The organism is Streptococcus infantis (assembly GCF_047464155.1).
Lineage (GTDB): Bacteria > Bacillota > Bacilli > Lactobacillales > Streptococcaceae > Streptococcus > Streptococcus infantis_U.
On sequence record NZ_JASHCL010000004.1, the window covers coordinates 20,587 to 35,982 of the forward strand.

Consider the following 15,396-nt stretch of genomic DNA (forward strand, 5'->3'; position numbering starts at 1 on the left):
ACCTTGTAATTTAGATTTTTTAATGTATAATCTATTATATCAAAATTTTAGACAATATGTGTAAAAAAGGAGACAATATGTTTAAAGAATGGAAAGCAATATTTAAAAAACCAACCTTTATCATTGTAATGATAGGGATTTCTCTCATTCCAGCTTTATACAACATTATATTTTTATCATCTATGTGGGATCCGTATGGGCAATTATCTGAGTTGCCTGTAGCGGTTGTAAATAATGATAAGGAAGCGACTTACAATGGAAATACGATGGCTATCGGAAAAGACATGGTGTCTAATTTAAAGGAAAATAAATCATTAGATTTTCATTTTGTCAATGAAGAAGAAGGTAAGAAGGGTCTAGAAGACGGTGACTACTATATGGTAGTCACTTTGCCAAGCGACTTGTCTGAAAAGGCTGCTTCTATTTTAACAGATCACCCAGAACAAATGAACATTGACTATCAAACTTCTAGTGGACATAGCTTCATTGCAAGTAAGATGAGCGATTCTGCTATGACACAGTTAAAACAAAATGTTTCTGCCAGTGTAACTGAGACTTACACGAAAGCTTTATTTCAAAAGATGGGTGATTTAAAATCCGGTTTAACCAAAGCTGCAGATGGAAGTGAACAATTAGCCAACGGAGCTGGTCAATTGGCTGTAGGAAGTCAAACATTGTCTTCAAATCTTAATACTTTAGCTAACTCAAGTTTAACTTTTTCTGATGGAAGTGAACAATTTACAAGAGGGTTGACAACATATGTCACAGGAGTAAAGCAACTGAATAGTGGCTTAGGAACATTTAATGATGGTTTACAGAACTATACAAGTGCAGTTTCACAGGTTGACACTGGACTTAATCAATTATCTTCCAAGACTCCTGAATTAGTAACAGGTATCAACCAGTTAAATACAGGGATGAAGTCATATGCTGGTGGAGTTTCACAACTCAATTCAGGACTCAGTCAATTTTCGGTTGGTGTCAATGCCTATACAAGTGGAGTTGACAAATTATCTGTTGGTACAAAACAACTTTCAAGTCAATCAGATACATTGAGAGACGGTATCGCCCAATTAAATAAAGGGATTAAAGAAATTTCGACTCAATTGAATACTTCATCTCAACAAAAAGAGGAAATCACTCAATTAGCAAGCAGTTTAGATGAGTTGAATAAGGCTCTCCAATCAGTTACAGTTTCAGATAATACTGATCTTAAAAATACAATATCTAATGACTTAACAACTATAACTACTCTTGCTCAAACTATTGTGACTAATAGTCAAACAGAGCAAGAAAAAATTCTTACCAATCTTCAAGCAACAGCAACTTATCAATCTCTCACTGAAACTCAGAAAAAAGAATTGACTGAAGCTGTTTCAAATAATTCTAATTCTACGATAGAGTCAGCAAAAGCAATTTTAACGACGGCAGGAGATTTAAAAGAAAATTTGGGAAGTATAAACCAACCAGTCTCTAATCTTTCTACTTTACAGACTAAAGCAAATCAACTTTTACCTATAGCGTCTAGTTCCTTGACATCTATGTCAAGTGGTTTTACACAGTTGCAAAATGCTGTAGACAATCAGTTAGTTCCTGGAAGTCAATCAATTGAAAATGGAGTTAATGCGTATACTAAAGGATTGGATACTATTTCTTTAGGTGTAAATCAACTAAGTGAAAAGAATACAACTTTAACAACAAGTTTGGATCAATTGGTTTCTGGCTCAACTAAGTTGACAGAAAACTCTTCAACATTGACAACTGGTTTGGATACTCTAGCTGGGAAAACACCAGAATTAGTAACAGGTATTGAAAAACTATCATCTGGTTCTAACCAATTAAATAGCAAGAGTCCGGAATTAATTGCAGGACTTGATAAAATACAGCTTGGTTCAAGTCAATTAACAGATAAATCAAGTCAATTACTTTCAGCTAGCTCTCAGTTAGGAAATGGAGCAGCAAAAATTGCAGATGGTGCTGGAAAATTAGCTGAAGGTGGAGCAACTTTAACTGCTGGTATTGAAAGTTTACAAGTAGGAACTACTGACCTAGGACAAGGCTTAAGAAGTGCTAGCAATCAACTAAAATCAGCATCAACAGAGTCTAATAATGCAGAAATATTATCTGAGCCTTTGAGTCTTTCAAAAAAAGATAATGATCAAGTTCCTGTAAATGGGGTTGCTATGGCTCCTTATATGATATCAGTCGCTCTCTTTGTCGCTGCGTTATCAACAAATATGATTTTTGCTAAATTACCTTCAGGTCGTCATCCTGAAACTCGCTGGGCTTGGTTCAAATCTCGCTTTGAGATAAATGGAGTTATAGCTGTTTTAGCCGCTGTCTTAGTCTATGGTGGCGTTCATCTTATTGGTCTAACAGCAAATCATGAAATGAGAACCTTGTTCTTAATCATTATCGCAAGCTTAACATTTATGTCTATGGTTACGGCATTAACAACATGGAATAGTCGTTTAGGTGCTTTCTTCTCGCTTATTTTGTTATTATTGCAATTAGCATCAAGTGCAGGAACTTATCCACTTGCCTTGACAAATGATTTCTTTAAAAATGTTAATCCCTGGTTGCCAATGAGTTATTCAGTTTCAGGATTGAGACAAACCATTTCTATGACAGGGAATATTCATAGTCAGATAATTTTCCTTCTCGTAACTTTGGTTTTATTCATAGGATTAGGTATGCTAGCTTATCAACCTAAAAAAATGGATGAAGATTAAAAAAAGTTTCACGTGAAACAATGAATGATTTACAAGTAATTAATAAAAAAACTCAGTTGGTTAAATCAACTGAGTTTTTTAAAGTTATTCCTAATCTTTCCAAAGTTCTTTGACTTTCGCTTGAACTTCTTCATTTTCAAGGAATTCATCGTAGGTTTCATCGATACGGTCGATTACACCGTTTTTAGATAAGACAATGATATGGTTAGCCAAAGTTTGAATAAACTCATGGTCGTGACTGGCAAAGATGATAGATTCTTTGAAGTTTTTCAATCCATCGTTCAAGCTTGAAATAGATTCCAAATCCAAGTGATTTGTAGGATCGTCAAGTACAAGAACGTTTGATTTCAAAAGCATGAGTTTTGAAAGCATCACGCGCACCTTTTCTCCCCCTGACAAGACGTTTACAGGCTTGTTAACCTCGTCTCCAGAAAAGAGCATGCGTCCGAGGAATCCACGAAGGAAGGTATTGTCATCTTCTTCTTTACTTGCGAATTGACGGAGCCAGTCAAGGATAGATTCACTGCCAGCAAAATCAGCTGAATTGTCTTTTGGCAAATAAGAGCGACTAGTTGTAACTCCCCACTTGACAGTTCCTTCATAGTCAATTTCACCCATAATGGCACGAATCAAGGCAGTTGTTTGGATGTCGTTTTGTCCGATAAGAGCTGTCTTGTCACCTGGACGCAAGATGAAGCTGATGTTGTCAAGAATAGTTTCACCGTCAATCTTTACAGATAGATTTTCTACTGTCAAGAGGTCGTTCCCAATTTCACGTTCAGCTTTAAAGCTGATGAATGGGTATTTACGACTAGAAGGGACAATTTCCTCTAGCTCAATCTTATCAAGCATTTTTTTACGTGAAGTTGCTTGTCTTGATTTAGAAGCATTGGCAGAGAAACGAGCAACGAATTCTTGAAGTTGTTTGATTTTTTCTTCTGCTTTAGCATTACGGTCTGCTAGCAATTTAGCAGCAAGCTCAGAAGACTCCTTCCAGAAGTCGTAGTTTCCGACATAGAGTTTGATTTTTCCAAAGTCAAGGTCAGCCATGTGTGTACATACTTTGTTCAAGAAGTGACGGTCGTGGGATACGACAATAACTGTGTTATCAAAGTCAATTAAGAAATCTTCTAACCAAGTAATAGATTGAATATCAAGACCGTTGGTCGGCTCGTCCAAAAGAAGGACGTCTGGTTTACCAAAGAGAGCTTTTGCTAGGAGGACTTTCACTTTGTCCCCGTTTGCAAGTTCGCTCATATTTTGGTAATGAAGATCCTCTGGGATATTCAAATTTTGTAAAAGTTGTGAAGCTTCACTCTCAGCTTCCCAACCACCTAGTTCAGCAAATTCTCCTTCAAGTTCAGCAGCACGAACACCATCTTCGTCTGAAAAATCTTCCTTCATATAAATGGCGTCTTTTTCTTTCATGATGTTGTAAAGTTTTTCATTTCCCATGATGACAACATCAATAACACGTTCGTCCTCATAGTCAAAATGATTTTGACGAAGAACTGAAAGACGTTCGTCTGGTCCTAGAGAGACATGACCAGTTGTTGGTTCAATATCACCAGCTAAAATTTTCAAAAAGGTTGATTTTCCGGCACCATTAGCACCAATCAAACCATAGGTGTTTCCTTCTGTAAATTTAATGTTGACATCATCAAAAAGTTTGCGATCACTAAAACGTAGTGAAACATCAGATACTGTTAGCAATGTTTTTCTCCTATTATATGTAATACTCTAATTCTACTAGAAAATCACCAATTATTCAAATTTTTATTTGTCAATTTTTTTGTAAACAAAGTTGACAACCACTTTACGATTGAAAGGGGTAACATCTCTATTGTTTCAATAAAAAAATTATCTGTCTTTTTATCAAAAAAATGCTATAATTGAAAGGACCATATCAAAGGAGAATATTATGAGTAAACCCATTATTTTAACAGGAGATCGTCCAACGGGGAAATTACATATTGGGCACTACGTTGGTAGCTTGAAAAATCGTGTCTTACTACAAGAAGAAAATAAATATGACATGTTTGTTTTTTTAGCTGACCAGCAAGCTTTAACAGACCATGCAAAAGATCCTCAAACAATTGTAGAGTCTATTGGGAATGTTGCCTTGGACTATCTTGCAGTGGGATTAGATCCTAATAAAGCAACGATTTTCATTCAAAGTCAGATTCCAGAATTGGCAGAGCTGTCTATGTACTATATGAACCTAGTTTCATTAGCTCGTTTGGAACGAAATCCAACCGTAAAGACTGAAATTGCTCAAAAAGGCTTTGGAGAAAGTATTCCAACTGGATTTTTAGTTTATCCAGTTGCGCAAGCAGCAGATATTACAGCATTTAAGGCGAACTTGGTTCCAGTAGGGAATGATCAAAAGCCGATGATTGAACAAACACGTGAAATTGTGCGTTCTTTCAATCATGCCTATAACTGTGATGTTTTAGTAGAACCAGAAGGTCTTTATCCTGAGCATGAAGGTGCGGGACGTTTACCAGGTCTTGATGGTAATGCCAAAATGTCGAAATCACTTAATAATGGAATTTACCTAGCTGATGATGCAGATACTTTGCGTAAAAAAGTAATGAGTATGTATACAGATCCAGACCATATTCGTGTTGAGGATCCAGGTAAGATTGAAGGAAATATGGTTTTCCATTACTTAGACGTATTCGGTCGACCTGAGGATGCTCAAGAAATTGCTGAAATGAAAGAACACTACCAACGTGGGGGTCTTGGGGACGTTAAGACTAAGCGTTATCTACTTGAAATTTTGGAAAGAGAGCTTGCTCCTATTCGCGAACGACGCCTTGAATATGCCAAAGACATGGGTGAGGTTTATAATATGCTTCAAAAAGGTAGTGAAAAAGCTCGTGAAGTTGCTGGTCAGACCTTATCAGAAGTTAAATCAGCAATGGGTCTAAATTACTTTCATTAATGGATAAAATATGAACTATAAAACTATTTCTTCTTTAAAATAAGAGGGATAGTTTTTTATTTATTCTCTTATATATTTAATTGACAAATTTTCATAGAATGGTATGATAGATACAATACAAAAAGCGTTTAGCTCAATAAAGAAAGAAAAGAGGAAACTTCAATGTCTAATTGGGACACTAAATTTTTGAAAAAAGGTTTTACCTTTGATGATGTATTGCTAATTCCAGCAGAGAGTCATGTGTTGCCTAATGATGCGGATTTAACAACAAAATTGGCAGATAATTTGACTTTAAATATCCCAATTATTACAGCTGCAATGGACACTGTAACAGAGAGCCAAATGGCCATTGCAATCGCGCGTGCAGGTGGACTTGGAGTTATCCATAAAAATATGTCTATTGAGCAACAGGCAGATGAAGTTCGTAAGGTAAAACGTTCTGAAAATGGTGTTATCATTGATCCATTCTTCTTGACTCCGGAACATACCATCGCTGAAGCAGATGAACTCATGGGCCGTTACCGTATCAGTGGTGTCCCAGTAGTTGAAACACTTGAAAATCGTAAATTGGTTGGTATTTTAACAAATCGAGACCTTCGTTTTATTTCAGATTACAATCAACCAATCTCAAATCATATGACCAGCGAAAACCTCGTTACTGCTCCTGTTGGAACAGATCTTGAAACAGCTGAAAGTATTCTTCAAGAACACCGTATTGAAAAACTTCCTTTGGTTGACGAAGATGGTCGTCTTTCTGGTTTGATTACTATTAAAGATATTGAAAAAGTAATTGAGTTTCCAAACGCAGCTAAAGATGAATTTGGTCGTCTCCTTGTTGCGGGTGCTGTAGGGGTTACTTCAGATACATTTGAACGTGCAGAAGCACTTTTTGAAGCAGGTGCGGATGCCATTGTTATTGATACTGCTCACGGTCACTCAGCAGGTGTTCTTCGCAAAATCGCTGAGATTCGTGCTCACTTCCCAGATCGTACACTAATTGCTGGAAATATTGCGACGGCTGAAGGTGCACGTGCCCTTTATGATGCGGGTGTTGACGTTGTTAAAGTTGGTATTGGACCAGGTTCAATCTGTACAACTCGAGTAATCGCAGGTGTTGGAGTTCCTCAAGTTACAGCTATTTACGATGCTGCAGCAGTGGCGCGTGAATATGGCAAAACAATCATTGCTGATGGTGGAATCAAGTATTCTGGAGATATTGTTAAGGCTCTTGCTGCTGGTGGAAATGCAGTAATGCTTGGATCAATGTTTGCAGGAACAGATGAAGCTCCAGGTGAAACTGAAATCTTCCAAGGACGTAAGTTTAAGACTTACCGTGGTATGGGTTCAATCGCCGCAATGAAGAAAGGTTCAAGCGACCGTTACTTCCAAGGTTCTGTTAATGAAGCAAACAAACTCGTTCCAGAAGGAATTGAAGGACGTGTTGCTTATAAAGGAGCTGCTGCTGATATCGTCTTCCAAATGATTGGTGGTATCCGTTCTGGTATGGGTTATTGTGGTGCAGCTAATCTTAAAGAATTGCATGACAATGCTCAATTTATCGAAATGTCTGGTGCTGGTCTAAAAGAAAGCCATCCACACGATGTGCAAATCACTAATGAAGCTCCAAACTACTCAATGTAATAAAAAAATCTCCTGTCAAACAGGAGATTTTTTGTTTTGATAAAACTGTAAACTTTAATTTACAACTATTTGACCATTATTTACTGTAAATACACTAAGGGTATCAGGCAAGTTTTGAAGATGGTCTAAACTAGTAGTTGTAATAAAGGTTTGGATATTATGAGAAATTGTTTCTAACAATTTAAGTTGACGAGTATTGTCAAGTTCACTCATGACATCGTCAAGCAAAAGAATGGGAGATTCTTTGGTAATGCTCTCCATCAATTCGATCTCAGCAAGTTTTATAGAAAGTACCAAGCTACGATGTTGCCCTTGACTTCCGAAACTTGCTTCCATTCCATTAATCATGAAAATCATATCATCTCGATGAGGACCAACTCCAGTATTCTTTTTAAATAAATCTCTGGATCTACTTTTTTGAAGTGCTATATGGAAAGATTCAGCCAAATGTTCCTTGTCAATAAAGTTTACAGAAGGTTGATAAATGATTGACAATTCTTCTAACTGATCTGAGATGTCAAAATGTTTTTTCTTGCCAAAGAGTTCCATTTTCTGGATAAAGTCAGCTCGATGAATCATTACACGACATCCATACTCTATTAGTTGGTCATCAAGAACAGATAGGAAAGTCTCGTCTATGTTTTGTGTAGATTTGAGATAGGTATTTCTCTGTTTAAGGACGTGGTTATAACTTGACAGGTCTGACAAGTAAATTGGTTTAATTTGCCCTAATTCTATGTCAATAAACTTACGACGAATGGCCGGAGCACCTTTGACAAGTTGTAAATCTTCTGGAGCAAATAAGACAACATTCATATGCCCAATATAATCTGATAGGCGAGCTTGCTTTAAGTGGTTCACTTTAGTAATTCGCCCTTTTTGAGTTAGGTCAATTTCAAGTGGAATGCTTGCTGTTTTCTTTTTCAAGATTCCAGAAACTTGCAGTTGTTCTTGTTCAAATTGAATTAAATTTTTATCAGTCTTTGTTCGATGACTTCTCGTTAAGGCTAAAAAGTAAATACTTTCAAGAAGATTGGTTTTTCCTTGAGCGTTTCGGCCAACAAATACGTTTAATTTTGGATTAAAATTAACTTCGACATCTCGATAGTTACGAAATTGTTTAATGGATAGATTTTTCAGCCACATATTTATCTACCTGGGAAACGTGGTGTAGGTTTTGCTTTTGTTGACTGGTTCTTTTTCGCTGGCTTTTTTTGTATCTTTTTATTCATTTCCTTGACAAGCTTAGCTACACGTTCTTTCTCAAGTTTTTCTAGACGAAACTCCTCTAGTTCTTCTGATGTTGGTTTAACTAGAATAATTTGAGTTTTTAAATCAGGGATTTCAATAGAATCTCCAATTCTAATTTTTTTGCCGCGACGATTTTCTAATTCCCCATTAAAATATACAAGATGGTCAGCTAAAAATGATTTAATAGCGCCACCACTTTGGATGATTCCAAGATCTTTTAAAAGAGCTTGGAGCGTAATAAATTCTTCAAATAATTTGTATTCCATAGTTCACCTCAATCTTTGGTATTATACCATATTTTACTTAAAATAGTGGAAGGAAAACCTAAGATATGAAAACGATTTTAATTTCAAAAGCGTCAAAGAGAACAGGAAAAATTTTCGTTTTCATGGTATAATAGAACTCTATGTAAAAGGAGGTAAAAGATGGAGTTATTCCCTGGAATTGCAGTGCATTTTATCCAATCTAAAAAGTTTAAGACAAATAAAATAACCATGCGTTTCACAGCTCCATTATCTCTGGATTTAATCTCTGGTCGCATGCTAAGTGCCAGTATGCTTGAAACTGCTAATAAAGGTTATCCAACTGCCCAGGTTCTTAGAAAACATCTGGCAGCATTGTATGGAGCAGATTTGTCAACTCATGCTTATAGAAGGGGGCAAAGTCACTTAGTAGACGTTAGTTTGACTTATGTTCGAGATGAATTTTTAAGTAAGAAAAACGTAATAACTGCTCAGATTTTAGAATTATTGTATCAAGTCATATTTAATCCATTGTTAAATGAAGATGAATTTGAGAAAAATACCTTTGAAATTGAAAAAAAACAATTGTTGGCGAGACTAGAATCAGAATTAGAGGATCCTTTCTTCTTTGCCCATAAAGAATTGGATCAGTTGTTTTTCCAAGAAGAATCAATGCAGTTAGTTCCTAAAGATTTAATTGCCAGAATTTCCGAAGAGACTTCTAAATCTTGCTATTCAAGTTTTCAAAAAATGCTGAAAGAAGATAGGATTGATTTATTCTTTTTAGGTGAATTTAATGAAATTGAAGTCTTGGAAAACTTGAAGAAATTTAACTTGACAGGTCGTAAAGAAACTGTAAACATTCAATATCAGCAAGGTTATTCAAATGTTCTTAGAGAAGGAATTGCCAGGAAAAACCTAGGTCAGTCTATTCTAGAAATGGGTTATCATAGTACAATTGGTTATGGAGAAGACCAAAAGATGGCCTTGCTTCTCGTGAATGGTTTGCTTGGAGCTTTCCCACACTCTAAATTGTTTACTCAAGTTAGGGAAAAAGAAGGACTGGCCTACACTGTTTCTAGTCACTTAGATCTCTTTAGTGGATTTTTAAGATTATTTGCTGGGATAAATCGTCAAAATCGAAATAAGGCAAGAAAATTGATGAATGATCAATTGTTAGCAATCAAAAATGGTAGATTTACAGATGCTGAAGTTACTCAAACTAAGGAAATGATTCGTAGGACGATGTTGTTGAGTCAGGATAATCAAGATTCGATTATAGATAGAGAATACTTGAGCATCTTTTTTGGTAAATCAGTTTTAGACCAAGAAACTTTGATAGAGCAGCTAGAGCAAGTTGACAGGGATGAAATCTGTAGGGCGGCATCTAGTTTGAAATTGCAGGCTATCTATTTTATGGAAGGAGCAGAATGACTAGAGTAACTTTTCAAGAGAAATTTTATCCTGCTGTAAAGGAAACTCTTTATCAAGCGAAATTAGAAAGCGGCTTGACAGTTACTTTACTTCCGAAAAATGATTTTAACGAAGTTTATGGTGTGGTAACTGTTCAAGTTGGTTCGGTTGACACAGAGTTTACAGTTAGAGATGGGAAAAAGAAAACATATCCTAGTGGGATTGCTCATTTTTTAGAACACAAACTCTTTGAAAGAGAAAATGCTGAAGACATTATGGCAGCTTTTACTGAACTAGGAGCAGAAAGTAATGCCTTTACAAGCTTTACAAATACTAGTTATCTATTTTCAACATCTGATCGTGTTATAGAATGTTTGGATTTGCTTGAAGAACTCGTTACAAATTTTCATATTACTAAAGAGTCAGTTGAACGTGAAAAGGATATCATCCAGCAAGAACGAGAGATGTATCAGGATGATCCAGATTCTTGCTTGTTCTTTAAAACACTTGCAAATCTATATCCAGAAACTCCACTAGCTTCAGATATTGTTGGGACTGAAGATTCGATAGAAGATATTCGTTTAGAGGATTTACGAGATAACTTTGATGAGTTTTACACACCTGTCAACAGCCATATTTTCATAGTTGGAAATTTTGATTTAGAGTTGATACAGAATTATTTCTTGCAAAAGGATGTTGGAGTTTGTATAGTTCAAAATCTACGAGAAACAATCGCTTTACACCCTGTAAAGAAGGTTGAGAGTATTCGTATGGATGTCGCATCACCTAAATTAGCAATTGGTGTTCGAACGAATTCTGATATGAGTCACCCGGATTGTTATCGATATAGCGTTCTATTAAGAGCGTTATTTACGATGATGTTTGGTTGGACTTCTAAAAGATTTCAGAGTTTGTATGAAACTGGTAAATTAGATTCTTCATTATCTTTAGAAGTTGAGATCAATCGACGTTTTAACTTTTTGATGCTGACAATGGATACAAAGGAACCTGTTGCTATTTCTCATCAATTCCGGAAGGCAATTCAGAACTTTGCGACCGATTCGGATGTATCAGAGGAACATCTTGATTTAATCAAAAGTGAAATTTATGGAGAATTTATCCATAATATGAACTCTTTAGAATTTATTGCGACCCAATATCAGTCACATTCTGACGAAACAACCCTGTTTGATTTGCCAAAGATTATACAGGAAATGACCTTGGATGATGTTCTTGAGGTAGGACATCATTTTATCGACAATAGTGAGATGGTTGAGGTTACGATTTTTCCGTTATAATGATTGAAATAAATTAGACTAGAAAGAAGGTATGGTAAGTATGAGAAAAAAGACAATCGGTGAAGTTTTACGTTTAGCAAGAATAAACCAGGGTTTGAGTTTAGAGCAATTGCAGCGCAAAACAGATATCCAACTTGATATGCTAGAGGCTTTAGAATCAGATGATTTTGATAAGTTGCCTAGCTCATTTTATGCTCGATCTTTTTTAAGGAAGTATGCATGGGCAGTTGAATTGGATGAAAACATTGTTTTAGACGCATATGATTCAGGGAGTATGATTACCTATGAGGAAGTTGATGTTGATGAGATAGAACTATCAGGTCGTAGACGTTCCAATCGTAAGAAACGTTCCTTGCTTCCACTTTTTTACTTCGTCCTATTCTCCCTATCGATATTAATTTTTGTAACCTACTATGTTTGGAATTATATTCAAACACAACCAACAGAAACAACTTCAGCTAACTATAATGTTGTAACTACTACAAATGCAACAACCAGTGAAACAACAACTAGCAACCAAACCACTAGCCCATCAAGTTCGAGTGAAGCATCAATTGTGACTGTTTCAGGTCAGGGAGATGTTATATCGGTAGAGTATAAAACTGCTAAAGATACTGCTGAGCTTCAATTATCTGTGACGGATGCAACAAGCTGGATTAGTGTTTCAGATACTGAATTGGCTGGAGGAACTACTCTTGAGCCTAATAATAAGATGGCCAAAACAACAGTTTCTAAAGGCTCTCCAGTAACTATCACATTAGGTGTTGTTAAAGGCGTGAAAATCAAGATCGATAATCAAGAAATTGACACTGCAAAATTAACTGGTCAAACTGGTTGGATTACATTGAAATTAAGTTCAAATTAAGGAAGGATACTATGAAAAAAGAAAATATTCCTAACATACTTACGCTTGGTAGAATTTTATTTATTCCGATTTTTGTTCTCCTTCTATCATTTGGACAGTCTCCTGTGTTACATAAAATAGCAGCAATTATTTTTGCCATCGCAAGTATCACTGACTATCTAGACGGCTATTTAGCTAGAAAGTGGCAAGTGGTTAGCAATTTTGGGAAATTCGCAGATCCAATGGCAGATAAGTTGTTGGTTATGTCAGCCTTTATTATGCTGGTAGGCCTAAATATGGCTCCTGCTTGGGTGGTGGCTGTTATCATTTGTCGTGAACTTGCAGTTACTGGTTTGCGCTTGCTTTTAGTTGAAACCGGAGGGACTGTTTTAGCTGCAGCAATGCCAGGAAAAATCAAGACATTTAGCCAGATGTTTGCGATTATCTTCTTGTTATTCCATTGGAATTTACTTGGTCAGATAACTCTTTATATTGCCTTGTTCTTTACAGTTTATTCTGGTTATGATTACTTCAAGGGAAGCGCGTATTTGTTTAAAGGAACCTTTCGCTAGATATGGAATCGATTATTGAAATTAAGAATCTGTCATTTCGATACCAGGCAGATCAAGAACATTATGATGTTCATAACATTTCGTTTCACGTGAAACGTGGAGAATGGTTGTCAATCGTTGGTCACAACGGGAGTGGGAAATCAACGACAGTTCGCTTGATTGATGGCTTACTCGAGGCTGAATCTGGAGAAATTTGGATAGACGGTGATTGCCTAACTCCGGAAAACGTCTGGGAAAAAAGACGTCAGATTGGCATGGTCTTTCAAAATCCTGATAACCAATTCGTGGGGGCAACCGTAGAAGATGATGTTGCTTTTGGGCTAGAAAACCAAGGGATTCCACTTGAAGAGATGAAGAAACGAGTTTCTGAAGCTCTGTCATTAGTTGGGATGGCTGAATTTACTAAAAAAGAACCAGCTCGCTTGTCAGGTGGGCAAAAACAGAGGGTGGCTATCGCAGGAGTTGTAGCTCTACGACCAGATATTTTAATCTTGGATGAGGCTACAAGTATGTTGGACCCAGAAGGACGACTAGAGTTGATTAAGATAGTCCAGAAGATTCGCCAAGATCACCAGATGACAGTCATATCCATTACACATGACTTAGATGAGGTTGCCATGAGTGACCGTGTTTTGGTAATGAATAAAGGAAAAGTCGAGTCAACAAGCACTCCTAGAGAATTATTCTCTAGGTCAGATTTAGATCAAATTGGCTTAGATCAACCCTTTGTCAACCAATTAAAAGAATCGCTACGTACTAGTGGCTTGAAATTACCAGAGCACTACCTGACCGAAGAGGAGCTCGAGGAGGCTTTATGGGAATTATTCTAGACAATGTGAGTTATACGTATCAGGAAGGAACACCCTTTGCCTCAGCTGCCTTGTCCGATGTTAGTTTGTCAATAGAGGATGGATCTTATACAGCAATTATTGGGCATACAGGAAGTGGGAAATCTACAATTCTACAACTTTTGAACGGTTTGTTGGTTCCCACAAAGGGAAGTGTTCGTGTCTTTGATACATTAATTACATCAACATCCGTCAATAAGCAAATTCGTCAAATCCGCAAACAAGTGGGCTTGGTTTTTCAGTTTGCAGAAAATCAAATCTTTGAGGAAACGGTCTTGAAAGATGTGGCTTTTGGACCTCAAAATTTTGGAGTTTCTGTAGAAGAGGCAGAAGCTATTGCGCGTGAAAAACTAGCTTTAGTAGGAATTGACGAGTCACTCTTTGAGCGCAGCCCGTTTGAACTTTCAGGAGGTCAGATGAGAAGGGTTGCTATTGCTGGAATTTTAGCAATGGAGCCTAGTATCTTAGTTTTAGATGAACCTACAGCAGGACTAGATCCGATTGGTCGGAAAGAGTTGATGACTTTGTTTAAAAAGCTTCATCAAGATGGCATCACGATTGTTTTGGTGACTCACCTTATGGATGACGTAGCCGAATTTGCTGACCAAGTTTATGTGATGGAAAAAGGAAAGTTGGTCAAGAATGGGAAGCCAAGTCTTGTTTTTCAAAATGTCGGATTCATGGAAAAAATCCAATTAGGTGTTCCAAAAATCACAAGATTTGCTCAAAGACTAGCTGAACGAGGAGTTTCTTTTAAACAATTGCCGATAACGATAGAGGAGTTTAAGGAGTTCATCAATGGATAACATGATTTTAGGTCGTTACATACCAGGAAATTCGATTGTTCATCGTTTGGATCCTCGTAGTAAGTTAGTGGCAATGATTTTATTAATTATTATCGTTTTTTGGGCTAATAATCCAATAACTAATGTGATCCTTTTCGTTGCAACAGGTATATTTGTAGCCTTATCTGAAGTTCCCTTATCTTTTTTCATAAAAGGTTTGCGGTCTATGTTTTTTCTGATTGCTTTTACAACCCTTTTTCAACTTTTCTTTATCTCTGGTGGAGATGTCTTGTTCGAGATGGGATTCATAAAAATCACGAGTCATGGTATTGAACAGGCAGGGATCATTTTTTGCCGCTTTGTGTTGATTATCTTTTTCTCAACCTTGCTTACCTTGACGACCATGCCATTAAGCTTGGCTACAGCAGTTGAGTCCTTACTTGGGCCCTTGAAAAGGTTTAAGGTTCCTGTTCATGAGATCGGGCTCATGTTGTCTATGAGCTTACGTTTTGTACCAACATTGATGGATGATACTATTCGCATTATGAATGCTCAAAAGGCGCGTGGTGTTGATTTTGGAGAAGGGAATGTAATCCAAAAAGTCAAGGCTATGATACCTATTTTGATACCTTTGTTCGCTACCAGTTTGAAAAGAGCGGATTCTCTTGCTACAGCTATGGAAGCTAGAGGGTATCAAGGCGGAAATGGACGTAGTCAGTATCGACAGTTGAAATGGATGAATAAAGATAGTGTAGCTCTATTACTTATTTGTGTCTTGGGCGGTATTCTATTTTTGTTAAAATCCTAGAGTGAAGTATAGAAT

At 36.7% G+C, this 15,396-nt stretch carries 13 protein-coding genes; 10 read left to right on the forward strand and 3 right to left on the reverse strand.

Features of this window, described 5'->3' with window-relative positions; all coding sequences use genetic code 11:
* Positions 1-77 precede the first annotated feature (77 nt).
* Entirely contained in the window at positions 78-2,732 is a 2,655-nt protein-coding gene (locus QM810_RS08230; protein WP_414254519.1) for a YhgE/Pip family protein, read from the forward strand.
* Positions 2,733-2,822: 90 nt separating this feature from the next.
* Here the strand turns inward: QM810_RS08230 and QM810_RS08235 are convergent, their stop codons facing one another.
* Positions 2,823-4,445 carry an ATP-binding cassette domain-containing protein gene (locus tag QM810_RS08235; RefSeq protein WP_414254520.1) on the reverse strand — a complete coding sequence of 541 codons (1,623 nt, stop codon included), beginning with the start codon at positions 4,443-4,445 and terminating at the stop codon, positions 2,823-2,825.
* A gap of 208 nt (positions 4,446-4,653) precedes the next feature.
* Between QM810_RS08235 and trpS the strand changes: the two genes are divergently transcribed.
* Entirely contained in the window at positions 4,654-5,679 is a 1,026-nt protein-coding gene (trpS, locus tag QM810_RS08240; RefSeq protein ID WP_414254521.1) for a tryptophan--tRNA ligase, read from the forward strand.
* 162 nt (positions 5,680-5,841) lie between these two features.
* Positions 5,842-7,320 (forward strand): IMP dehydrogenase, encoded by a 1,479-nt coding sequence (gene guaB / locus QM810_RS08245; protein WP_016466527.1) that lies wholly within the window; start codon positions 5,842-5,844, stop codon positions 7,318-7,320.
* A gap of 54 nt (positions 7,321-7,374) precedes the next feature.
* Here guaB and recF read toward each other — a convergent pair whose 3' ends face one another.
* Positions 7,375-8,466 (reverse strand): DNA replication/repair protein RecF, encoded by a 1,092-nt coding sequence (gene recF / locus QM810_RS08250; protein WP_414254522.1) that lies wholly within the window; start codon positions 8,464-8,466, stop codon positions 7,375-7,377.
* A gap of 2 nt (positions 8,467-8,468) precedes the next feature.
* Complete coding sequence (gene yaaA / locus QM810_RS08255) at positions 8,469-8,837, reverse strand: S4 domain-containing protein YaaA (protein WP_414254523.1); 369 nt, start codon at positions 8,835-8,837, stop codon at positions 8,469-8,471.
* Between the two features lie 159 nt (positions 8,838-8,996).
* Between yaaA and yfmF the strand changes: the two genes are divergently transcribed.
* Genes yfmF through QM810_RS08290 form a run of 7 tightly spaced genes read left to right on the forward strand, consistent with a single transcriptional unit; the run spans position 8,997 to position 15,381 of the window.
* Positions 8,997-10,247: an EF-P 5-aminopentanol modification-associated protein YfmF gene (yfmF, locus tag QM810_RS08260; protein WP_414254524.1), complete on the forward strand. Its 1,251-nt coding sequence runs from the start codon at positions 8,997-8,999 to the stop codon at positions 10,245-10,247.
* Entirely contained in the window at positions 10,244-11,524 is a 1,281-nt protein-coding gene (gene yfmH, locus QM810_RS08265) for an EF-P 5-aminopentanol modification-associated protein YfmH (protein ID WP_414254525.1), read from the forward strand. Before yfmF ends, yfmH begins: the two co-directional genes overlap by 4 nt.
* 40 nt (positions 11,525-11,564) lie before the next feature.
* A complete protein-coding gene (gene rodZ, locus QM810_RS08270) occupies positions 11,565-12,389 on the forward strand; it encodes a cytoskeleton protein RodZ (protein WP_414254526.1) in 825 nt (274 codons plus the stop codon).
* A gap of 11 nt (positions 12,390-12,400) precedes the next feature.
* A complete protein-coding gene (gene pgsA / locus QM810_RS08275) occupies positions 12,401-12,940 on the forward strand; it encodes a CDP-diacylglycerol--glycerol-3-phosphate 3-phosphatidyltransferase (RefSeq protein WP_004250966.1) in 540 nt (179 codons plus the stop codon).
* Positions 12,941-12,942: 2 nt separating this feature from the next.
* On the forward strand, positions 12,943-13,770 hold the full coding sequence (locus tag QM810_RS08280; protein WP_414254527.1) for an energy-coupling factor ABC transporter ATP-binding protein: 828 nt from the start codon (positions 12,943-12,945) through the stop codon (positions 13,768-13,770).
* Entirely contained in the window at positions 13,755-14,594 is an 840-nt protein-coding gene (locus QM810_RS08285; protein ID WP_414254528.1) for an energy-coupling factor transporter ATPase, read from the forward strand. Before QM810_RS08280 ends, QM810_RS08285 begins: the two co-directional genes overlap by 16 nt.
* Positions 14,587-15,381 (forward strand): energy-coupling factor transporter transmembrane component T family protein, encoded by a 795-nt coding sequence (locus QM810_RS08290; protein ID WP_373113920.1) that lies wholly within the window; start codon positions 14,587-14,589, stop codon positions 15,379-15,381. The genes QM810_RS08285 and QM810_RS08290 overlap by 8 nt, the downstream gene beginning before the upstream one ends.
* Positions 15,382-15,396 lie beyond the last annotated feature (15 nt).

Coding starts and splice junctions, on each gene's coding strand:
- recF (WP_414254522.1), bottom strand. CDS start 8,466: ATGTGGCTGAAAAATCTATCCATTAAACAATTTCGTAACTATCGAGAT.
- QM810_RS08230 (WP_414254519.1), top strand. CDS start 78: ATGTTTAAAGAATGGAAAGCAATATTTAAAAAACCAACCTTTATCATT.
- guaB (WP_016466527.1), top strand. CDS start 5,842: ATGTCTAATTGGGACACTAAATTTTTGAAAAAAGGTTTTACCTTTGAT.
- QM810_RS08290 (WP_373113920.1), top strand. CDS start 14,587: ATGGATAACATGATTTTAGGTCGTTACATACCAGGAAATTCGATTGTT.
- QM810_RS08285 (WP_414254528.1), top strand. CDS start 13,755: ATGGGAATTATTCTAGACAATGTGAGTTATACGTATCAGGAAGGAACA.
- QM810_RS08280 (WP_414254527.1), top strand. CDS start 12,943: ATGGAATCGATTATTGAAATTAAGAATCTGTCATTTCGATACCAGGCA.
- yfmH (WP_414254525.1), top strand. CDS start 10,244: ATGACTAGAGTAACTTTTCAAGAGAAATTTTATCCTGCTGTAAAGGAA.
- trpS (WP_414254521.1), top strand. CDS start 4,654: ATGAGTAAACCCATTATTTTAACAGGAGATCGTCCAACGGGGAAATTA.
- rodZ (WP_414254526.1), top strand. CDS start 11,565: ATGAGAAAAAAGACAATCGGTGAAGTTTTACGTTTAGCAAGAATAAAC.
- pgsA (WP_004250966.1), top strand. CDS start 12,401: ATGAAAAAAGAAAATATTCCTAACATACTTACGCTTGGTAGAATTTTA.
- yaaA (WP_414254523.1), bottom strand. CDS start 8,837: ATGGAATACAAATTATTTGAAGAATTTATTACGCTCCAAGCTCTTTTA.
- yfmF (WP_414254524.1), top strand. CDS start 8,997: ATGGAGTTATTCCCTGGAATTGCAGTGCATTTTATCCAATCTAAAAAG.